The sequence below is a fragment of the Pseudomonas sp. SMN11 genome, from assembly GCF_052041945.1.
Classification (GTDB): Bacteria; Pseudomonadota; Gammaproteobacteria; order Pseudomonadales; family Pseudomonadaceae; genus Aquipseudomonas.
Map to the genome: position 1 here is coordinate 48,590 of NZ_JBKGGW010000022.1, position 20,040 is coordinate 68,629.

Sequence of the window (20,040 nt, forward strand, 5' to 3'; positions counted from 1 at the left end):
TTTGAAGGAACGAACGTGACCCTGATCTACGGCCACCGCGGCGCCAAGGGCGAAGCCCCCGAAAATACCCTGAAGAGTTTTCAGCAGTGCCTGTCCCACGGCGTGAACCGCTGCGAACTGGACCTGCACCTGTCGGCCGACAACGAGCTGATGGTGATCCACGACCCCACCCTCAAGCGCACCACCGGCCGGCGCGGCAAGGTGGTCGAGCACCCGGCTGCCGAATTGATCAAGATCGATGCGCGTAAGGGTGGCCCGGGCCACGTGCAGCCCTGCCCTATTCCGAAGCTTGAAGAGCTGTTCGAGAAGTGCCCGTTCGAGCATTGGCAGCTGGAGGTCAAGAGTGCCTCGCGCACCCGCGCCGCCACCACTGTGCTGGCGATTCGCGAACTGGCGCAGCAATACGGCCTGCTGGACAAGGTGACCATCACCTCCAGTTCGCGGGAAGTGCTGGGCGCGGCCCAGGAACTGGTACCCGATGTGAAACGCGGACTGGTTGCCGAGTACGCCTGGCTCGACCCGTTGAAGGTCGCGCAGAACTATGGCTGCGAACTGCTGGCTTTGAACTGGACTCTGTGCACCCCCGAGCGCCTGCTCAAAGCCCAGGGCCAGGGTCTGCATGTGTCGGTGTGGACGGTCAACGAACCGGCACTGATGCGCCGGCTCGCTGATTTTGGCGTGGACAGCCTGATTACAGACTTTCCCGGTTTGGCCAAGACCACCCTCGGGTAGGGCTGAAATCGGTCTCCCCGACCGGCTCAGGCCACCGGCCGGAGCCGCTCAAAAAAGCCGGTTCAGGCCGTCGTAGGCAGCTACCCGATAGGCTTCGGCCATGGTCGGGTAGTTGAACGTGGTGTTGACGAAGTACTTCAGATTGTTCTGCTCACCCGGCTGGTTCATGATCGCCTGGCCGATGTGAACGATTTCCGAAGCCTGGTAGCCGAAGCAGTGCACGCCGAGGATTTCCAGGGTTTCGCGGTGGAACAGGATCTTCAGCATGCCTTGCGGCTCGCCGGCGATCTGCGCGCGCGCCATGCCCTTGAAAAACGCCTTGCCCACTTCGTACGGCACCTTGGCCTGGGTCAGCTCTTGCTCGTTCTTGCCGATCGAGCTGATCTCCGGGATGGTGTAGATGCCGGTCGGCACGTCGTTGACGAAGCGCCAGCTACCATTGTCGACGATGCTGCCGGAGGCCGAACGGCCCTGGTCGTGAGCAGCACTGGCCAGGCTCGGCCAGCCGATCACGTCACCGGCGCCGTAAATGTTCGGCACGGTGGTACGGTAGGCCTCGTCGACCTCGATCTGGCCACGGCTGTTGACCTTGATGCCGATGTTTTCCAGGCCCAGCTTGTCGGTGTTGCCGGTACGGCCGTTACACCACAGCAAGGCGTCGGCCTTGATCTTCTTGCCCGACTTCAGGTGCAGGATCACCCCGTTTTCCAGGCCTTCAACGCGCTCATACTCTTCGTTGTGGCGCACGGTGATGTTGTTATTGCTGAAGTGGTAGCTCAGCGCCTGGGAAATTTCCGAATCCAGGAAGCTCAGCAGCTGGCCGCGGTTGTCGACCAGCTCTACCAGCACGCCCAGGCCGCTGAAGATCGAGGCGTATTCGCAACCGATCACGCCGGCGCCGTAGACGATCAGCTTGCGCGGGGTGTGGCTGAGGCTGAGGATGGTGTCGCTGTCGTAGACGCGCGGGTGGTGGAAATCGATGTCGGCCGGGCGGTACGGGCGCGAGCCGGTGGCAATGATGATGTGCTTGGCGTTGAGCTTTTCGACCACGCCATTCGGGCAGACCACTTCGACGGTCTGCTCGTCGGCGAAGCTGCCGGTGCCGAAGAACACATCGACGCGGTTACGGGCATAGTAGCCGGTACGCGACGCAACCTGTTTGGCGATGACCTTCTCGGCGCTCTTGAGCACGTCGGGGAAGGAGAACCAGCGCGGCTCACCGATGGCCCTGAACATCGGGTTGGTGTTGAACTGCATGATCTGCCGCACCGAGTGACGCAGCGCCTTGGACGGGATGGTGCCCAGGTGGGTGCAGTTGCCGCCGACCTGACGGCGGCTGTCGACCATTGCCACCTTGCGCCCCGCTTTGGCGGCGTTCATTGCCGCGCCTTCACCGGCCGGGCCGGAACCCAGCACCACTACGTCGTAGTTGTAGACAGCCATGCGTACTCCTTCAGAACTGGCCCGGGGTTACGGTTACCCGCGGGACTCGATCATGCCGCCGGGGCGTCATGAGAAAATTCGAGTGCAGTCTAATCAAGCGTGAACGCCGCGCACATTAACCCTTGGTCGCGTCGTAGGCCAATTTTGCCTGCACTACATGTCATTCACCGATCCCTGGCGGCGATCATCCCTGCCAACGCTTTCAATCGCCTTTCAGCGCCTGCTCGAATGCAGGGGTCGCTCGGGAGACGAAGCCACCCTCGGCCCGAGTCACGAAAACCGCCGCCAGATCATGGGCCACGGCGAAGTCCCAGCCGCGCTCCGGCCCCAGGATCAACAGCAGGGTCGAATAGCCATCGGCCTGCAGCGCCGAGGCATCGAGCACGGTGACTGCGGCCAGGTCGTGGTCGACCGGGCGCCCCAGGCGGGCATCGAAGGTGTGTGAGTAGCGCCGGCCATTCTCCTCGAAATAGTGGCGATAGTCACCCGAGGTCGATACCCCCAGGCCATTGACCGGAATGATCTGGCGGGCGATCTGGCGGTCTTCGCGGGGCAGTTCCAGGGCGATGCGCCAGGGGCTGCCATCGGGCTTGCGGCCCACGGCCTTGAGCTCGCCGGTGGCTTCGGCGAGGAAACTGGCCACGCCCATGGCGCGCAGGCGCTCGGCGATCAGGTCGACGGCGTGGCCAGCGGCGATGCTGTTGAAGTCCAGTTGTGCCAGGGCGTCCTTGCACAGCGCCTGGCCGTCGACACGCAGATGGTGATAGCCGACACGCTGGCGAGCCTGGGCCAGGGACCGTGGGTCGGGCACCTGTTCGTGGCGGGCCTGCGGGCCGAAGCCCCAGAGGTCGAGCAGCGGCTCGACGGTGAGGTCGAAAGCGCCGTCGCTCAGCTCGGCCAGGTGCTGGCCGAAGGCGACCAGTTCGAGCATGTCGGGCGGCAAGGCCATGCACTGGTTGGCGGGCAGCAGGTTGAACTGGCTGACCGTGGAGTCGCCGCGGTAGGTCGAGTAATGCTGGTCGATATCGTTGAGGATAGTCTCGACCGCTGCCTGGACCTGGACCGGTGCCGGGCCGCCGGGTTCGCGGACGTACTGGATGCTGTAGCTGCTGCCCATGGTCGGGCCGCCAAGGCGCTCCAGGGTCGGGCCCTGGTTGCAGGCGGTGAGGAGCATCAGGATGAACAGGAGGGCTGTGCGCAATCGGGTTATCTCGGTTTTGCATGCCAACACGGTCGTTGTAGGAGCGGCCTTGTGTCGCGAAAGGGCCGCACGGCGGCCCCAGAAATTTATGCATCGCTGCTGCAATCCTGGGGCCGCTTTGCGGCCCTTTCGCGACAGAAGGCCGCTCCTACAATGATCGCATCAGCATTAAAAAATGCAGGCAAAAAAAACGGGAACCCGAAGGTTCCCGTTTTTTCATGCGCTTACAAGCGAATCAGCGTGGAAACGCTGGCGGGTTCACACCCGACATCTCTTCCATCACGCGAACGACCTGGCAGCTGTAGCCGAATTCGTTGTCGTACCAGACGTACAGGACAACGCGGTTGTCGTTGGCGATGGTCGCCTCGGCATCCACCACACCGGCGTGGCGCGAACCGACGAAGTCGGTCGAAACCACTTCCTGCGAGCTGACGTAGTCGATCTGCTTGTGCAGTTCCGAGTGCATGGCGGTCTGGCGCAGGTACTCGTTGATCTCGTCGCGGGTGGTCGGCTTCTCGAGGTTCAGGTTGAGAATGGCCATCGAAACGTTCGGCGTCGGAACGCGAATGGCGTTGCCGGTCAGCTTGCCCTTCAGCACTGGCAGTGCCTTGGCGGCAGCGGTGGCGGCGCCGGTTTCGGTGATGACCATGTTCAGCGGGGCGGCACGGCCACGGCGGCTGCCCTTGTGGAAGTTGTCGATCAGGTTCTGGTCGTTGGTGAACGAGTGAACGGTTTCGACGTGGCCGTTGACGATGCCGTACTGGTCGTTGATGGCCTTGAGCACCGGCACGATGGCGTTGGTGGTGCAGGAGGCTGCCGAGATGATCTTGTCATCGGCAGTGATGTCGCCGTGGTTGATGCCGTGCACGATGTTCTTCAGCGCGCCCTTGCCAGGTGCGGTGAGGATCACGCGGGCTGCGCCCGGGCAGGCCAGGTGCTGGCCCAGGCCGTCGGCGTCACGCCACACGCCGGTGTTGTCGACGATCAGCGCGTTGTCGATGCCGTACTGGGTGTAGTCGACTTCGCTCGGGCTCTTGGCGTAAATGATCTGGATCAGGTTGCCGTTGGCAGTGAGGGTGTTGTTGGCTTCGTCGATGGTGATGGTGCCATCGAACGGGCCATGCACCGAGTCACGGCGCAGCAGGCTGGCACGCTTGACCAGGTCGTTCTCGGCGCCTTTGCGCACGACGATGGCACGCAGGCGCAGGCCGTCGCCGCCACCGGTCTTCTCGATCAGGATGCGCGCCAGCAGTCGGCCGATGCGGCCGAAGCCGTACAGAACAACATCGGTACCCTTGCGGGCCGAAGCGTTCTGCTGGCCAACCACGTCGGCCAGTTCTTCACGGACAAACTGCTCGGCAGTGCGGCCATTGCCTTCCTGCTTGAATTTGTTGGCCAGCTTGCCCAGGTCGACCGAAGCGGCGCCCAGTTTCAGCTCGCTCATGGCCTTGAGCAGGGGGAATGTCTCGTGTACGGACAGTTCGGTCTCGTCGGTCTGACGGTGACGCGCAAAGCGGTGGGCTTTGAGGATCGAGATAACCGAACGGTTGATCAGGCTGCGGCCATAAATCGAGCTCACCACGTTGTTGTTGCGGTAGAGCTGACCGATAAGCGGGATCATCGCTTCAGCCAGAGCTTCACGATCAATCCACTCACCAAGACACTGGTCGGGCTTCTGAGTCACGGGAACCTTCCACATGTAGGGACAGAAAAAAGGGGCTACATTATGACGCCCCTGCGCGTAACCGGCAATGAGCGCCTGTCGCCGATGGCAAAGCCCGCAGTTCATGGCCTGTCGAGCCTGACAGCAGGCACCGTCACCGGTACAATCGACCTCTTTGCCGCAACGCTTGGAGTGCAATCTCCCGTGTCAGTTCTGCGCCTTCCGCAAATGTCGGCCACGGCCGGCAAACAAACCTGGGGCAACCTGCCCGGTGCCGCCCTCAGCCTGGCCATCGCCGAGGCCGCCAGCAGCGCGGGCCGCTTCACCCTGCTGCTGACCGCCGACAGCCAGGCGGCCGATCGTCTGGAGCAGGAGCTGCGCTTCTTTGCTCCGCAACTGCCGGTGCTGCCGTTTCCCGATTGGGAAACCCTGCCCTACGACCTGTTCTCGCCGCACCAGGACATCATTTCCCAGCGTATCGCCAGCCTCTACCGGCTGCCGGAGCTGAGCCACGGCATTCTGGTAGTGCCGATCACCACCGCCCTGCACCGCCTGGCTCCTACGCGCTTTCTGCTGGGCAGCAGCCTGGTGCTGGACGTAGGCCAGACCATCGACGTCGAACAGATGCGCACGCGCCTGGAAGCCACCGGCTACCGCTGCGTCGACACGGTCTACGAGCATGGTGAATTCGCTGTGCGTGGCGCACTGATCGACCTGTTCCCGATGGGCAGCAAACTGCCCTATCGCATCGACCTGTTCGATGACGAGATCGAGACCCTGCGCACATTCGACCCGGAGACCCAGCGCTCGATCGACAAGGTCGATTCGATCCGCCTGCTGCCGGCGCGCGAGTTCCCCATGCAGAAGGAAGAGGTCACCCGCTTCAAGGCGCGCTTCCGTGAGCGCTTCGATGTCGACTTCCGCCGCAGCGCGATCTTCCAGGACCTGGCCAGCGGCATCATTCCCGCCGGCATCGAGTACTACCTGCCGCTGTTCTTCGAAGAAACCTCGACCCTGTTCGACTACCTGCCCGCCGACACCCAGGTGTTCTCGCTGCCGGGCGTCGAGCAGGCAGCCGAGCACTTCTGGAACGACGTACGCGGGCGCTATGAAGAACGCCGTGGCGACCTGACACGCCCACTGCTGCCGCCGGCCGAACTGTTCCTGCCCGTGGAAGACTGCTTCGCCCAGCTCAAGCAGTGGCCACGGGTGGTGGTCAGTGCCGACGACATCGAAGCCGGGGCCGGCCGCGAACGCTTCCCGGCACGCGCCCTGCCCAACCTGGCTATCGAAGCCAAGGCCAACCAGCCGCTGGCGGCGCTGGCCGGGTTCCTCGACCAGTTCAGCGGCCGCGTGCTGTTCACCGCCGAATCGGCGGGCCGCCGCGAGGTGCTGCTGGAGCTGCTCGAACGCCTCAAGCTTCGCCCGCAGACGGTCGACAGCTGGGCCGACTTCATTACCGGCCGCGAGCGCCTGGCGATCACCATCGCCCCGCTCGACGACGGCCTGCTGCTGGATGACCCGGCCGTCGCCCTGGTCGCCGAGAGCCCCCTGTTCGGCCAGCGCGTGATGCAGCGCCGGCGCCGCGAAAAACGCGGCGAGGCTGCCAACGACGCGGTCATCAAGAACCTCACCGAGCTGCGCGAAGGCGCGCCGGTGGTGCACATCGACCATGGTGTGGGCCGCTACCTGGGCCTGGCCACCCTGGAGATCGACGGCCAGGCAGCCGAATTCCTCACCCTGGAATACGCCGAGGGCGCCAAGCTGTATGTGCCGGTGGCCAACCTGCACCTGATCGCCCGCTACACCGGCAGCGATGACGCCCTGGCGCCGCTGCACCGGCTGGGCTCCGAAGCCTGGCAGAAAGCCAAGCGCAAAGCCGCCGAACAGGTTCGCGACGTGGCTGCCGAGCTGCTCGACATCTATGCCCGCCGCGCCGCGCGCAAGGGCTATGCGTTTGCCGACCCGGCCGCCGACTACGCCACGTTCAGCGCGGGCTTCCCGTTCGAGGAAACCCCCGACCAGCAAGCCGCAATCGAGGCAGTGCGCGTCGACATGCTGGCACCCAAGCCGATGGACCGCCTGGTGTGCGGCGACGTCGGCTTCGGCAAGACCGAAGTGGCCATGCGCGCAGCCTTTATCGCCGTGCACAGCGGCCGCCAGGTGGCGGTGCTGGTGCCGACCACCCTGCTCGCCCAGCAGCACTACAACAGCTTCCGCGACCGCTTTGCCGAATGGCCGGTGAAGGTCGAGGTGATGAGCCGCTTCAAGTCGGCCAAGGAAGTGGCCGCTGCGGCCGCCGACCTCGCCGAAGGCAAGATCGACATCCTCATCGGCACCCACAAGCTGCTGCAGGATGACGTGCGCTTCAAGGACCTGGGCCTGGCGATCATCGACGAGGAACACCGTTTCGGCGTGCGCCAGAAGGAGCAGCTCAAGGCCCTGCGCAGCGAAGTGGACATCCTCACCCTGACCGCCACGCCGATCCCGCGCACGCTGAACATGGCGGTGGCGGGCATGCGCGACCTGTCGATCATCGCCACCCCGCCGGCGCGGCGCCTGTCGGTGCGCACCTTCGTCATGGAGCAGAACAAGAGCACGGTCAAGGAAGCGCTGCTGCGTGAGCTGCTGCGCGGCGGCCAGGTGTACTACCTGCACAACGATGTGAAAACCATCGAGAAGTGCGCCGCCGATCTGGCCGAGCTGGTGCCGGAAGCGCGTATCGGCATCGGCCACGGGCAGATGCGCGAGCGCGAACTGGAACAGGTGATGAGCGACTTCTATCACAAGCGCTTCAACGTGCTGATCGCCTCGACCATCATCGAGACCGGCATCGACGTGCCCAGCGCCAACACCATCGTCATCGAGCGCGCCGACAAGTTCGGCCTGGCCCAGCTGCACCAACTGCGCGGCCGGGTTGGCCGTAGCCACCACCAGGCCTACGCCTATCTGCTGACGCCGCAGCGACAGAAGATCAGCGCCGACGCTGAAAAGCGCCTCGAAGCCATCGCCAACACCCAGGACCTCGGAGCCGGTTTCGTGCTGGCCACCAATGACCTGGAAATCCGCGGTGCCGGCGAGCTGCTTGGCGAAGGCCAGAGCGGGCAGATCCAGGCAGTGGGTTTCACCCTGTACATGGAAATGCTCGAACGCGCGGTCAAGGCCATTCGCAAGGGTACCCAGCCCAACCTCGAACAGCCGCTCGGTGGCGGCCCGGAAATCAACCTGCGCCTGCCGGCGCTGATTCCCGAGGACTACCTGCCCGACGTACATGCCCGCCTGATCCTCTACAAGCGCATCGCCTCGGCGGCCGACGAAGAAGGTCTCAAGGACCTGCAAGTGGAGATGATCGACCGCTTCGGCCTGCTGCCCGAGCCGACCAAGAACCTGATGCGCCTGACCCAGCTCAAGCTGCAGGCGGAAACCCTCGGCATCAAGAAGGTCGACGCAGGCCCCAACGGCGGCAAGCTCGAATTCGAGGCCGAGACCCCGGTCGATCCACTGACCCTGATCAAGCTGATCCAGGGCCAGCCCAAACGTTACAAGTTCGAAGGCGCGACGCAGTTCCGTTTCCTGGTACCGATGGAACGCCCCGAAGAACGCTTCAATACCCTGGAGGCGCTGTTCGAGCGCCTGACCCCACAGCCTGCCTAAGGAAGATCCATGCGTGCCATCCGTTGCCTGACCCTGCTGCTCGCGCTGTTCGCGCCAGCCGCCTTCGCCGAAGGTATGTATCAGGTGGAAATGATCCTGGTGCGGCAGAACAGCGTGCCCGCCTTCACCAGCCCGTTCGCCCCGGAAGACTGGAGCGCGGGCGCCCCACGCCTGGACAAGGGCGCCGAACGCCCGTTGGCTCTGCAGGACGAGGCCACCCGGCTGGAGGCCACCGCCGACTACACCGTACTGCTGCACAAGGCCTGGCAGCAGCCGGTCAGCAGCGACACCAGCCGCATCGCCCTGGGCGCAGGCAACGAGCAGTTCGGCCACTTCCCCATCGAGGGCAACCTGGGCATCACTGCCGGCCGCTTCATCGCCGTTGAAGCCAACTTCTGGGTCAACCAGCTCGACAGCAACGGTAACGTGCTGCAAAGCGAGCAGTTCAAGCAGAGCAACAGCAACATGAAAGGCGGCCAGCTGACCTTCCTTGATGGCGGCCACCTGGCGCTGCTGCTGAAGGTCACGCCACCGGGCACGCCGAAGATGCCAGCGATGGACCCGGAGATGATGGAGCAGTGATGCAATGAGCCGCGACGCTCTCCAGCTGCTGCGCGAGTACCCGAATTGGACCCAGTCGTTCACCGACCCGGTTCTGCAGCGCGGCGAGCGTTACGCCAAGGAAGACCGGGTAGAAATCGAACACTGCAGCGGCCCGCTCATCGAAGCCACCTGTCGTGGCAGCGAAGGCAGCCCCTATCGGCAGAAGATCACCCTGACCGCCCTGGCTGGCCGCTGCCACGTACGCGGCCAGTGCAGCTGCCCGGTGGGGCAGAACTGCAAGCATTGCGCCGCCGCATTGTTCGTCTTGAGCGAGCCACAGGCAGCGGCGAAAAATGGCGGCGATGCCCTGCCAGCCAACCTGCAGCGCTGGCTGAAAGGCCTCGAGCAACCCGTGCAGGGGCCCGTCGAAGCCCAGGACAAACGCGGGCGCATGGTCTGCTACCAGCTCAGGCTGACCGAAGAACCCGGCTGCGCACTGCGGGTACGTAAAGGCATGCGCGAAGAGCAGGGCCTGCGCTATAGCCGGGTGCAGTCCCTGTACGAATTCCTTTACGAGCCCCCGCGCTTCGTCAAGGAAGAAGACATCCGCATCCTGCGCCTGCTTTCGGCACTGAATCAGACGGGCAGCCAGGACCGCGGCTACCAGCTCAAAGGCCAGGAAGGCGGCGAGCTGTTCCAGCGCGCACTGGATACTGGACGCATGCTCTGTGACGAGAACAAACCGCTGCTGCGCGAGGGCCCCGCGCTTGCGGCCGAATTCCGCTGGGTGCGACTGGATAACGGCCACTATCGCGGCATCTGGTATCACGGCGAGACACCGCTGAACTGCGTGATTGCGCTACTGCCACTTTATTATTTCGATTTTTCGAGCAGTGAAGTGGGCAAGATCGAGCACAGCCTCGATCCCCACATTGCCCTGCAACTGACTATCGCCCCTGATGTCCCGGAACACCTCGTCGTGCCTCTCAGCCACAAGCTCAACGCCTTGAACCACCAACTCCCTACGCCGACAACGCTGAAAGAACAGCTCATCGACGACCTGCAGCCCAGGCCGCACCTGACCCTCGGCAGCCTCGAATTCAGTGCCTATATGCCCAAGACCGGCCGCATGCAACGGCAGATGCAGCACCGCGCCGCGCTGGCATTCGAATACGACGGCCTGCGTGCCAGTGGCAACGATGACAAGCCGCTGACCCGCCTGATCGATGCCACCAGCCAGCGCATCCGCCGCCAGCCCCAGGCCGAGCAGGCGCTGCGCAAGGTGCTGCGCGACCTCGGTTTCAAGCCCGCCACCCGGCAGAGCAAGGCTCTGCCCGACAGTGCTGGCGAGATGCTCCAGCTCCCCGACGACGAGGCCTGGCTGCGCTTCGCCCGTGACGGCCTGCCACGCTTGCGTGACGCCGGCTGGGACATCGACATCCACCGCGACTTCGCCTTCAACCTGCAGGAGGTCGACGACTGGTACGCCAGCATCGACGAAGCACCAGGGCATGAATGGTTCGACCTGGAGCTGGGCATCGTGGTCGAAGGCCAGCGCCACAGCCTGCTGCCGATCGTGCTGCAACTGCTGCGCAACAATCCTGAGCTGCTGCGCCCCAGCGAGCTGGCGCGGCGCAGCGACGACGAGCACCTGCTGATCGACCTCAACCGCGGCCGCCTGGACAGCCCGGCGCTGCGCGTCGCCCTGCCCTACGGACGCATCAAGGCGGTGATGGGCACCCTCGGTGAGCTGTACCTGCACGAGGATGCGGTCGGCCCGACCCTGCGCATGGACCGCGCCGACGCTGCACGCCTGAACGACATCGAGCACCTGCCGCTGCACTGGGAAGGCGGCGCCCATGTGCGCGACCTCGGCCGGCGACTGCGCGATGCCCGTGACCTGCAGGTCGAAGTACCGAGCGGGCTCGATGCCACCTTGCGGCCCTACCAGCAGCAGGGCCTGAACTGGCTGCAGGCTCTGCGTGAAATGGGCACCGGCGGCATCCTCGGCGACGACATGGGCCTGGGCAAGACCCTGCAGGCCCTGGCCCACCTGCTGCTGGAAAAACAGGCCGGGCGCCTGACCGCTCCGGCACTGGCAGTGATGCCCACCAGCCTGGTGCCCAACTGGCTCGACGAAGCCCAACGCTTCGCCCCAGGCCTGCGCGTTCTGGCCCTGCACGGCCCGGGTCGCAGCAAGCACTTCGCCAGGCTGCACGAATACGACCTGGTGCTCAGCACCTATGCCCTGGTACCACGCGACCTGGAACATCTGCGCGCGCAAGCCTGGCATGTGTTGGTGCTGGACGAGGCGCAGAACATCAAGAGCAGCACCAGCAAGGCCGCCCTCGCCGTATGCGAGCTGCAGGCCAACCAGCGCCTGTGCCTGACCGGTACGCCAATGGAAAACAACCTGGGCGAGCTGTGGTCGATCTTCCACTTCCTCATGCCCGGCTGGCTGGGTGACGTGAAACGCTTTAACCAGGACTACCGCACCCCGATCGAACGCCATGGCGACGCCGAACGCCTGGCCCACCTGGTCAGCCGGGTGCGCCCGTTCCTGCTGCGCCGCACCAAGGAGCAGGTGGCCACCGAGCTCCCTGCCAAGACCGAGATGGTGCACTGGGTCGAACTCAGCGATGCTCAGCGCGACACCTACGAAGCGGTGCGCGTGGCCATGGACAAGAAAGTGCGCGATGAAATCGCCCGCAACGGCGCGTCACGCAGCCAGATCGTGATCCTCGACGCCCTGCTCAAGCTGCGCCAGGTGTGCTGCGACCTGCGCTTGGTCAAAGGGGTCGAGACCAAAGGCAACCAGGCCGACAAGGGCAAGCTCGGCGCGCTGCTGGAGATGCTCGAAGAGCTGCTCAGCGAGGGGCGCCGGGTGTTGCTGTTCTCGCAGTTCACTTCGATGCTGGCGCTGATCGAGCAGGAACTGGAAAAGCGCAAGATCCGCTACAGCCTGCTCACCGGCGACACCCGCGACCGGCGCACGCCCGTGCAACAGTTCCAGCAAGGGGCCAGCGAAGTGTTCCTGATCAGTCTCAAGGCCGGCGGGGTTGGGCTGAACCTCACCGCTGCGGACACCGTGATCCACTTCGACCCGTGGTGGAACCCGGCCAGCGAGAACCAGGCGACCGACCGCGCCTACCGGATTGGCCAGGACAAGCCAGTGTTCGTGTTCAAGCTGATAACCCGGGGAACAGTGGAAGAGAAGATCCAGGCGCTGCAGCAGGAGAAGGCAGCGCTGGCGGCGAGCCTGCTCGATGGTGCGCAGGCGGGGCAGTGGCGGCTGGGGGATGACGAGATCGAGGCGCTGTTTGCGCCGCTGCCAGGCAAGCGTGGGCGCTAGCCTGTACCGGCCTCTTCGCGGGACAAGCCCGCTCCTACAGGGAGTGCACCGTTCTTGAGGTGGGTGAAATCCTGTGGGAGCGGGCGTGCCCGCGAAGAGGCCTGCAAGCTCAATCGACCAGTTGTGCGTCCTTCAAGGCCCCCAGGGCCTCCAGCCAACGCGGCTGCTGGCGATAATCGGTACGCGCAAAGCCACGCCCACGCATCTGCGCAATGCGCGGCGACGGCGTGACCTTCAAGCGCTGCGCTGCACTCAATGCCAGCTCCGCCGCCGCCCGATCGTTGCACACCAGGCCCATGTCGCAACCGGCGCTCAGCGCCGCCTCGATGCGATTGGCGGCATCACCGACCACATGCGCACCGGCCATGGACAGGTCGTCACTGAAGATTACCCCGTCAAAGCCCAGCTCGCCGCGCAGGATGTCCTGCAGCCAGCGCCGCGAGAACCCGGCCGGCTGATTGTCGACCTGTGGGTAGATCACATGGGCCGGCATCACCGCCGCCAGTTGCCCGCTGAGGCGGGAGAACGGCACCAGGTCCGCCTGGCGCAGCTGGTCGAGGCTTCGCTCGTCGGTAGGAATCGCCACGTGCGAATCCGCCTCGGCCCAGCCATGCCCCGGGAAGTGCTTGCCACAGGCCGCCATGCCTGCCGCATTCATGCCGCGAATGAACGCGCCGGCCAGCTGCGTGGCACGCTCGGGGTTACCTTCGAAGGCACGGCTGCCAACCACCGCGCTGCGCTGGTGGTCGAGGTCGAGCACCGGGGCGAAGCTGAGGTCGAGGCCGACTGCCAGCACTTCGGTCGCCATCAGCCAGCCGCACTGCTCGGCCAGGTACTCGGCATTGACGTTGTCGGCGATGGCCCGCATCGCCGGCAGGCGCACGAAGCCCTGGCGCAGGCGCTGTACCCGCCCGCCTTCCTGGTCGACCGCCAGGATCAGGTCAGGGCGGATGGCACGGATCGAAGCGCACAGCTCGCGCACCTGGCGCGGGCTGTCGATGTTGCGGGCAAAGATGATCAGGCCGGCCACTTCCGGCTGGCGCAGGAGCTGGCGATCTTCGGCAGTCAGCCATTTACCGGCGATATCCACCATCAGGGAGCCTTGCAGGCTGGCGGTCATAGGCAATCCTTCATTGCAGATTCAGTGAAGCCCACTGGGGGCAGGCGGCCTCGTCGATACGCACCAGGCAATGTGCCGGAACGCGCTCGAACAGGCCAAGCAGATCGGTGTTGCGCAAACGTATGCAGCCATGGGACAGCGGCACGCCCAAGGGTTCCGTGTCTGGCGTGCCGTGCAGATAAATGTAGCGGCGAAAGGTGTCGACACTGCCCAGGCGGTTGATGCCAGGCTCGCAGCCACTGAGCCAGAGGATGCGGGTCAGGATCCAGTCACGCCCGGGATGCTGCGCGTGCAGCGTCGGCGACCAGACCTCGCCGGTCCAGCGCCGGCCTTGCAGCACGGCATTGACTGGCAAGCCCGCGCCGATCCGTGCACGCACCTGGTGCAGCCCGCGCGGCGTGCAACCCGAACCGATGCGTTCACCCGCGCCATTGCGCGCAGTGGACACCGCAAGGCGCACGCGCAGCTGGCCCTGGGCAAAGCCATAGAGGCGTTGGTCGACGAGGGAGATGTGCAGGAAATCGAGGTCAGGCATGGGCGCTAGCTTAGCCGAAGCGCCCTGCCCCGCCCAGCCTTCAGGCCTTGGCGGTGCTGCTGCCAGTCTTGCTGCGCGGGCGCAGTTGGGCGCTGGCCATGGCGTTGTCGGTGACACCGGTGTCGGCACGCATGCCGGCGGCCAGGAACGGTACCATCAGGCGCATGACCTGCTCGATCGACGTGTTGATGCCGAAATCGGTCTCGGCAATGGCGCGCAACGCCTTGATCCCGGACATGCTGAACGCCGCGGCGCCGAGCATGAAATGCACGCGCCAGAACAGTTCCAGCGGCGGAATGCGCGGTGCGGCTTCGTTCACGAGCAGCATGTAGCGGCGGAACACCTTGCCGTACATGTCCTCAAGATAGCGACGCAGGTGGCCCTGGCTCTGACTGAAGGCCAGGCCCAGCAGGCGCATGAAGATCGACAGGTCGTTGTTGCTGCGCGGCTGCACGACCAGCGCCTGCTCCACCAGCATTTCCAGCAGCTCTTCGAGGCTGGGCTTTTGCTCGGGCTTGGCCTGACGCCGCTCCAGCTCGCGTTCGAGGCTGGCGCAGAAGGGCCCGAGGAAGCGCGAGAACACCGCCTGGATCAGCGCCTTCTTCGAGCCGAAGTGGTAGTTGACCGCTGCGAGGTTGACTCCGGCCTTGCTGGTGATCAGCCGCAATGAGGTTTCCGCGAAGCCTCGTTCCGCGAACAGCTGCTCGGCAGCATCGAGGATGCGTTCAACGGTTTCAGATTGGGCCATCACTACTCCGCCAGACAGAGACAAACAGGTGTTTGAAACATACGTTTCAGGCCTGCTGATGTCAAGGCTCGGTGACTGGGCGGTCGCCATTTAAAAGCGCCACACTGCAGGCTGCAAGCGTCATCTTGCGTATTTCCCGCTGCTTAGTGCTTGCAGCTCATCCAGTACTGGATATAATCCCAGTCACTGTATAAAAAGACAGAGCGCCTGCCATGTTGAAACTGACGCCACGCCAAGCCGAGATCCTGGCCTTCATCAAACGCTGCCTCGAAGACAACGGCTTCCCACCGACGCGTGCGGAAATCGCTCAGGAGCTGGGCTTCAAATCGCCGAACGCCGCCGAGGAACACCTCAAGGCCCTCGCCCGCAAAGGCGCCATCGAGATGACTCCGGGTGCCTCCCGCGGCATCCGCATCCCGGGCTTCGAGGCCAAGGCCGAAGAAAACGGCTTGCCGATCATCGGTCGCGTTGCGGCTGGCGCCCCTATTCTCGCCGAGCAGCACATCGAGCAATCCTGCAACATCAACCCGACCTTCTTCCACCCCCCCGCCGACTATTTGTTGCGCGTGCACGGCATGAGCATGAAGGATGTCGGCATCTTCGACGGCGACCTGCTGGCCGTGCATACCTGCCGCGAAGCCCGTAATGGCCAGATCGTCGTCGCTCGCATCGGCGATGAAGTGACCGTCAAGCGCTTCAAGCGCGAAGGCAGCAAGGTCTGGCTGATCGCCGAAAACCCCGAGTTCGCCCCCATCGAAGTCGACCTGAAAGAACAGGAACTGGTGATCGAGGGTTTAAGTGTCGGCGTCATTCGCCGCTGATCCAGGAGGCGTCATGCAGCAGTCCATCCAAGCACATCAGCAGGTCCAGCTTCCACTGTTCGAAGCGTTCCTCGCCCAGCCGGTACTGCCAGGCCTGAAGGCCAGCGAGCAGGCACGCAAAAGCAGCCATCCGGAGCTGTTCAGCGAGCTGTCCCTGCGTGGCGCCCCCGAACACTGCCAGAGCCTGTTGGCACCGGTGTTGCGCGAGCTGAGCGAAGAAGAAGAAGCCCGCTGGCTGACGCTGATCGCCCCACCGGCCAGCCTGACCCAGGCCTGGCTGCGTGATGCCGGCCTTAACCGCGAACGGATCCTGCTTCTGCATCCCCGCGGCAATCAGAGCGCGCTGCAACTGGCCTGCGAAGCGCTGCGCCTGGGCCGCAGCCACACAGTTGTCAGCTGGCTTGGCAGCGTCAACGCTACCGCTCGCCAACAGCTGCTACGCGCAGCCAGTGCCGGAAACGCACAAAGCCTGAACATCCGCCTCGGCTGATGTTCAGGCTTTGCCTGTGAAGCAGTACAACCGGACGCTTTAGTGCAGCACGCGCGGCCCTTCGTCGCGCTCCAGCTCACCATCCATCAGGCGACCTGCCATCTGCACGCCAACGCTCAGCATGGCCTTGGCAACTTCGACATGCTGGCCTTGCAGGAACGCCTTGGCGTCTTCCGAGAAATCCAGGGTTACCAGGGAGCCTTCATCCTCGGCGCGACGCAGCTCGATACGGCCATCAGGCAACTCGACAATTTCCAGAAACGACGTAGACATATAGGGCTGTTCTCCACGAAAGGCCGATAGTGTACCAGCCGTTGCAGCTATCAGCACTCACTCAACGCGTCGCGGAAACGTCTCACCAAGCCTTTGAGATTATTACGCCAGCTTTCCAGCTCTTCCCGAGAAAGCGCAGGATGCTCGGGCTCATCGAGATTGACGGCCTGAATCAGCGGCTGGGTAACGTCGGTTTTGGGTATTTTTTTCGCGACCGGTGGTCGGAACAAATCGGCATAAATGCTGAGCAATTGCGCCAACCAGGTTTCGCGCTGGCGAACCAGTTCTAGCATCTCCGCAACCTCAGGAATGGCGATGTTGTTCAGCGCATCTTCGGCCAGCGCCTGCTCGACTGAAGCCACCACGGGCAGGCGGTAGAAACCACCGATTTCATGACACAGCCCCAACAGCGCGCCGTACAGGTGAAACAGCGCCGACTCGCGCTCGGCCTGGACCAGCCCTTGGGCGTTCATGGCCTGGCTCTGTTCGGCCTTGGCCATCGACTCCAGGGCGAGGCCTGCGAAGAACAGTTTCTGGTTGGTGCGGGTGTAGAGTTCCTGGGCCATTTCAGTGCTCTCCGTAAGGCTGCAAGGCGGATAGCTGCATCATAAATGATTGGGGCCGCTTTGCGGCCCTTCGCGGGCAAGCTCGCTGCCACAGGATCGCAACAGCCTTGAGGGCGATGCAGTACCTGTGGGAGCTGGTTCACCCGCGAAGGGGCGCGAAGCGGCCCCAATTACAGCACTGAAGGATCAGCGCTTGTCTTCAACCTTCCATGCACCACCGTCGTAGAACGCCTTCCAGCCAGTCGGCTTGCCGTCGACCTCGGACTGCACGTACTGCTCCTTGGTCTTACGGCTGTAACGAATCACCGCCGGGCGACCTTCCGGGTCCTTCTGCGGCGCATCGCACAGGAAGTGGTACTTCGGATCGATCTCGTGCTTGTGCGGCACGATCTCCAGCACCAGCGGTGCACGGGTCTCGCGGTTTTTCGGGAACTGGCTGGCAGCCAGGAACAGTCCCGAGGCGCCGTCACGCAGCACGTAGGTGTCGTCGACCTTTTCGCACTTGAGCTCCGGCATTTCCACCTTGTCCATCTTCGGTGGCGCTGCCTCACCGCTCTTGAGCAGTTTGCGGGTGTTCTTGCACGTCGGGTTGGTGCAACCAAAGAACTTACCGAAACGGCCCGTCTTGAGCTGCATCTCGCTACCGCACTTGTCGCACTCCAGGCTCGGCCCTTCGTAGCCCTTGATGCGATAGCTGCCCTCTTCGATCTCGTAGCCTGCGCAATCCGGGTTGTTACCGCAGATGTGCAGCTTGTGCTTTTCGTCCAGCAGGTAGGCATCCATCGCCGTGGCACAGATCGGGCAGCGGTGCTTGCCGAGCAGCACGCGCGATTCCGATTCACCCTCGTCGTCCGCGGCAATCTCGTCGCCCGGCACCAGGTTCACGGTCGCCTTGCAGCGCTCTTTTGGCGGCAGGCTGTAACCCGAGCAACCGAGGAACACACCGGTGGAGGCGGTACGGATCATCATCGGCCGGCCACATTCCTTGCACGGAATGTTGGTCATGGTCGGCTGATTGGCACGCATGCCGCTTTCAGCAGACTCGGCGGTCAGCAGTTTCTTGCTGAAGTCGCCGTAGAACTCGTCGAGCACGTTCTTCCAGTCACGTTCGCCCTGGGCGACATCGTCGAGGTTCTCTTCCATGCCGGCAGTGAAGCCGTAGTCCATCAGGTTGGAGAAGCTTTCCGACAGGCGCTCGGTGACGATGTCGCCCATCTTCTCGGAGTAGAAGCGGCGGTTGTGCAAGGTCACGTAGCCGCGGTCCTGGATGGTGGAAATGATCGCCGCGTAGGTCGACGGGCGGCCAATGCCGCGCTTTTCCATTTCCTTGACCAGGCTGGCTTCTGTGAAGCGCGCCGGCGGCTTGGTGAAGTGCTGGCTCGGGTCGAGCTGAATCAGCTTGAGCGCTTCGCCCTGGGCCATTTCCGGCAGCACGTCGTCTTCGCCCGGCTTGCTCTGTTGTGGCAACACGCGGGTGTAACCGTCGAACTTGAGGATGCGGCCCTTGGCACGCAGCTCGAAGTCGCCAGCGGCCACGGTGACGCTGGTGGACAGGTACTGCGCCGGTGGCATCTGGCAGGCCAGGAACTGGCGCCAGATCAGCTCATACAGGCGCTCCGCGTCCCGCTCCATGCCGCTGAGCTTGGTCGGATGGGTGTTGACGTCGGAAGGGCGAATCGCCTCGTGCGCTTCCTGGGCGCCTTCCTTGCTGCCATACACCAGCGGGGCTTCCGGCAGGTACTGCTTGCCGAACTCGCGCTCGATGTAGCTGCGTGCCATGTCCAGGGCGTCGGCCGACAGGTTGGTCGAGTCGGTACGCATGTAGGTGATGTAACCCGCTTCGTACAGACGCTGGGCCATCATCATGGTCTTCTTCACCCCGAAGCCCAGGCGGTTGCTCGCGGCCTGCTGCAGGGTGGAGGTGATGAACGGGGCCGACGGCTTGCTGCTGGTCGGGCGGTCTTCGCGCTTGATCACGCTGTAGCTGGAAGCCTTGAGCTTCTCCAGCGCAGCCATGGCCTGGGCTTCGTTCAGCGGCTTGAAAGCTTCGCCCTTCTCGCGCGCCACTTCAAAGCGCACCTTGGCGTTTTTGGCGGTGCCGAGGTCGGCGTGCACTTCCCAGTACTCTTCCGGGACGAAGGCACGGATCTCGCGCTCACGCTCGACCACCAGCTTCACCGCTACCGACTGCACGCGACCGGCAGACAGGCCACGGGCGATCTTGGCCCACAGAAGTGGCGAGACCATGTAGCCCACCACGCGGTCGAGGAAGCGCCGCGCCTGCTGGGCATTGACCCGGTCGATGTCCAGCTCGCCCGGCTGCGAGAACGCTTCCTGGATCGCCTTCTTGGTAATTTCGTTGAACACCACGCGCTTGTAGCGGGTGTCATCACCCCCGATGGCTTCGCGCAGGTGCCAGGCAATGGCTTCCCCTTCGCGGTCCAAGTCGGTTGCGAGATAGATGGTGTCGGCATCCTTGGCCAGGCGGCGCAGCTCTTCGATCACCTTTTCCTTGCCGGGAAGGATCTCGTACTTGGCCTTCCAGCCGTGCTCGGGGTCGACACCCATGCGCGCCACCAGCTGGCGACGGGCCTTCTCTTTCGGCGACAGCGCCGGAGCCTCACCCGCAGCAGCCTTGCCACGCTTGGCGGCCGGCTCTTTGCTTGCGCTGGCCGAACCGCTGGTGGGGAGGTCTCGGATATGGCCGATACTCGACTTCACCACGTACTGGTTGCCCAGGTACTTGTTGATGGTCTTGGCCTTGGCCGGGGATTCCACAATGACCAGCGATTTGCCCATGGATCGGAGTATTCCTGAATCTGAAGATGAAAAACGCGTCAGGTGCCAGACGCGGCACCGCTATATATAGTGGCAAAAGGGAGAGGTCAAGCGTGGTCGA

15 protein-coding genes are annotated in these 20,040 nt (G+C 63.9%); 6 read left to right on the plus strand and 9 right to left on the minus strand.

Annotated elements, in window-relative coordinates; genetic code table 11:
• The first annotated feature begins 15 nt into the window (after window positions 1-15).
• Entirely contained in the window at window positions 16-732 is a 717-nt protein-coding gene (locus tag ACLEJU_RS18255) for a glycerophosphodiester phosphodiesterase (protein WP_435424070.1), read from the plus strand.
• 48 nt (window positions 733-780) lie between these two features.
• Here the strand turns inward: ACLEJU_RS18255 and sthA are convergent, their stop codons facing one another.
• From sthA to ACLEJU_RS18270, 3 genes are all read right to left on the minus strand, one after another.
• Window positions 781-2,175, minus strand: coding sequence for a Si-specific NAD(P)(+) transhydrogenase (gene sthA, locus ACLEJU_RS18260; protein WP_116583633.1), 1,395 nt, complete (start codon window positions 2,173-2,175; stop codon window positions 781-783).
• 202 nt (window positions 2,176-2,377) lie between these two features.
• Complete coding sequence (locus ACLEJU_RS18265) at window positions 2,378-3,376, minus strand: FAD:protein FMN transferase (protein ID WP_435424069.1); 999 nt, start codon at window positions 3,374-3,376, stop codon at window positions 2,378-2,380.
• Window positions 3,377-3,611: 235 nt separating this feature from the next.
• Complete coding sequence (locus ACLEJU_RS18270; protein WP_159409522.1) at window positions 3,612-5,075, minus strand: glyceraldehyde-3-phosphate dehydrogenase; 1,464 nt, start codon at window positions 5,073-5,075, stop codon at window positions 3,612-3,614.
• A gap of 168 nt (window positions 5,076-5,243) precedes the next feature.
• Here ACLEJU_RS18270 and mfd point away from each other — a divergent pair, with 168 nt between their 5' ends.
• Genes mfd through ACLEJU_RS18285 form a run of 3 tightly spaced genes read left to right on the plus strand, consistent with a single transcriptional unit; the run spans window position 5,244 to window position 12,588 of the window.
• Window positions 5,244-8,693: a transcription-repair coupling factor gene (gene mfd / locus ACLEJU_RS18275; protein ID WP_435424084.1), complete on the plus strand. Its 3,450-nt coding sequence runs from the start codon at window positions 5,244-5,246 to the stop codon at window positions 8,691-8,693.
• Between the two features lie 9 nt (window positions 8,694-8,702).
• A complete protein-coding gene (locus ACLEJU_RS18280; protein ID WP_435424068.1) occupies window positions 8,703-9,275 on the plus strand; it encodes a CsiV family protein in 573 nt (190 codons plus the stop codon).
• Window positions 9,276-9,279: 4 nt separating this feature from the next.
• Window positions 9,280-12,588, plus strand: coding sequence for an SNF2-related protein (locus tag ACLEJU_RS18285; protein WP_435424067.1), 3,309 nt, complete (start codon window positions 9,280-9,282; stop codon window positions 12,586-12,588).
• A 109-nt stretch (window positions 12,589-12,697) separates the two neighbouring features.
• Here the strand turns inward: ACLEJU_RS18285 and nagZ are convergent, their stop codons facing one another.
• The 3 genes from nagZ to ACLEJU_RS18300 are packed head-to-tail and all read right to left on the minus strand — an operon-like array spanning window position 12,698 to window position 14,991.
• On the minus strand, window positions 12,698-13,696 hold the full coding sequence (gene nagZ, locus ACLEJU_RS18290) for a beta-N-acetylhexosaminidase (protein ID WP_435424083.1): 999 nt from the start codon (window positions 13,694-13,696) through the stop codon (window positions 12,698-12,700).
• A gap of 22 nt (window positions 13,697-13,718) precedes the next feature.
• Window positions 13,719-14,243, minus strand: coding sequence for a L,D-transpeptidase family protein (locus ACLEJU_RS18295; protein ID WP_435424066.1), 525 nt, complete (start codon window positions 14,241-14,243; stop codon window positions 13,719-13,721).
• 40 nt (window positions 14,244-14,283) lie between these two features.
• Window positions 14,284-14,991, minus strand: coding sequence for a TetR/AcrR family transcriptional regulator (locus ACLEJU_RS18300; RefSeq protein WP_103449821.1), 708 nt, complete (start codon window positions 14,989-14,991; stop codon window positions 14,284-14,286).
• A 212-nt stretch (window positions 14,992-15,203) separates the two neighbouring features.
• Between ACLEJU_RS18300 and lexA the strand changes: the two genes are divergently transcribed.
• Both lexA and sulA read left to right on the plus strand, forming a co-directional pair.
• Window positions 15,204-15,812, plus strand: coding sequence for a transcriptional repressor LexA (gene lexA / locus ACLEJU_RS18305; protein WP_103449820.1), 609 nt, complete (start codon window positions 15,204-15,206; stop codon window positions 15,810-15,812).
• Window positions 15,813-15,825: 13 nt separating this feature from the next.
• Complete coding sequence (gene sulA / locus ACLEJU_RS18310) at window positions 15,826-16,302, plus strand: SOS-induced cell division inhibitor SulA (protein ID WP_085674816.1); 477 nt, start codon at window positions 15,826-15,828, stop codon at window positions 16,300-16,302.
• A gap of 39 nt (window positions 16,303-16,341) precedes the next feature.
• Here the strand turns inward: sulA and ACLEJU_RS18315 are convergent, their stop codons facing one another.
• The 3 genes from ACLEJU_RS18315 to topA all read right to left on the minus strand — a co-directional run bounded on the left by ACLEJU_RS18315 (window position 16,342) and on the right by topA (window position 19,940).
• The gene (locus tag ACLEJU_RS18315) at window positions 16,342-16,575 is read right to left on the minus strand and encodes a hypothetical protein (RefSeq protein WP_004376430.1); all 234 of its coding nucleotides are present in this window, start codon (window positions 16,573-16,575) and stop codon (window positions 16,342-16,344) included.
• A 50-nt stretch (window positions 16,576-16,625) separates the two neighbouring features.
• Complete coding sequence (locus tag ACLEJU_RS18320; RefSeq protein ID WP_435424065.1) at window positions 16,626-17,141, minus strand: DUF6586 family protein; 516 nt, start codon at window positions 17,139-17,141, stop codon at window positions 16,626-16,628.
• Window positions 17,142-17,327: 186 nt separating this feature from the next.
• Window positions 17,328-19,940, minus strand: coding sequence for a type I DNA topoisomerase (gene topA / locus ACLEJU_RS18325; RefSeq protein WP_435424064.1), 2,613 nt, complete (start codon window positions 19,938-19,940; stop codon window positions 17,328-17,330).
• Between the last annotated feature and the right edge of the window lie 100 nt (window positions 19,941-20,040).

What these genes read in the sequence shown, in the direction of transcription:
- sthA (WP_116583633.1), bottom strand. Translation starts at nt 2,175, where the DNA reads ATGGCTGTCTACAACTACGACGTAGTGGTGCTGGGTTCCGGCCCGGCC.
- ACLEJU_RS18270 (WP_159409522.1), bottom strand. Translation starts at nt 5,075, where the DNA reads ATGTGGAAGGTTCCCGTGACTCAGAAGCCCGACCAGTGTCTTGGTGAG.
- ACLEJU_RS18280 (WP_435424068.1), top strand. Translation starts at nt 8,703, where the DNA reads ATGCGTGCCATCCGTTGCCTGACCCTGCTGCTCGCGCTGTTCGCGCCA.
- ACLEJU_RS18285 (WP_435424067.1), top strand. Translation starts at nt 9,280, where the DNA reads ATGAGCCGCGACGCTCTCCAGCTGCTGCGCGAGTACCCGAATTGGACC.
- ACLEJU_RS18295 (WP_435424066.1), bottom strand. Translation starts at nt 14,243, where the DNA reads ATGCCTGACCTCGATTTCCTGCACATCTCCCTCGTCGACCAACGCCTC.
- ACLEJU_RS18300 (WP_103449821.1), bottom strand. Translation starts at nt 14,991, where the DNA reads ATGGCCCAATCTGAAACCGTTGAACGCATCCTCGATGCTGCCGAGCAG.
- lexA (WP_103449820.1), top strand. Translation starts at nt 15,204, where the DNA reads ATGTTGAAACTGACGCCACGCCAAGCCGAGATCCTGGCCTTCATCAAA.
- sulA (WP_085674816.1), top strand. Translation starts at nt 15,826, where the DNA reads ATGCAGCAGTCCATCCAAGCACATCAGCAGGTCCAGCTTCCACTGTTC.
- ACLEJU_RS18315 (WP_004376430.1), bottom strand. Translation starts at nt 16,575, where the DNA reads ATGTCTACGTCGTTTCTGGAAATTGTCGAGTTGCCTGATGGCCGTATC.
- ACLEJU_RS18320 (WP_435424065.1), bottom strand. Translation starts at nt 17,141, where the DNA reads ATGGCCCAGGAACTCTACACCCGCACCAACCAGAAACTGTTCTTCGCA.
- topA (WP_435424064.1), bottom strand. Translation starts at nt 19,940, where the DNA reads ATGGGCAAATCGCTGGTCATTGTGGAATCCCCGGCCAAGGCCAAGACC.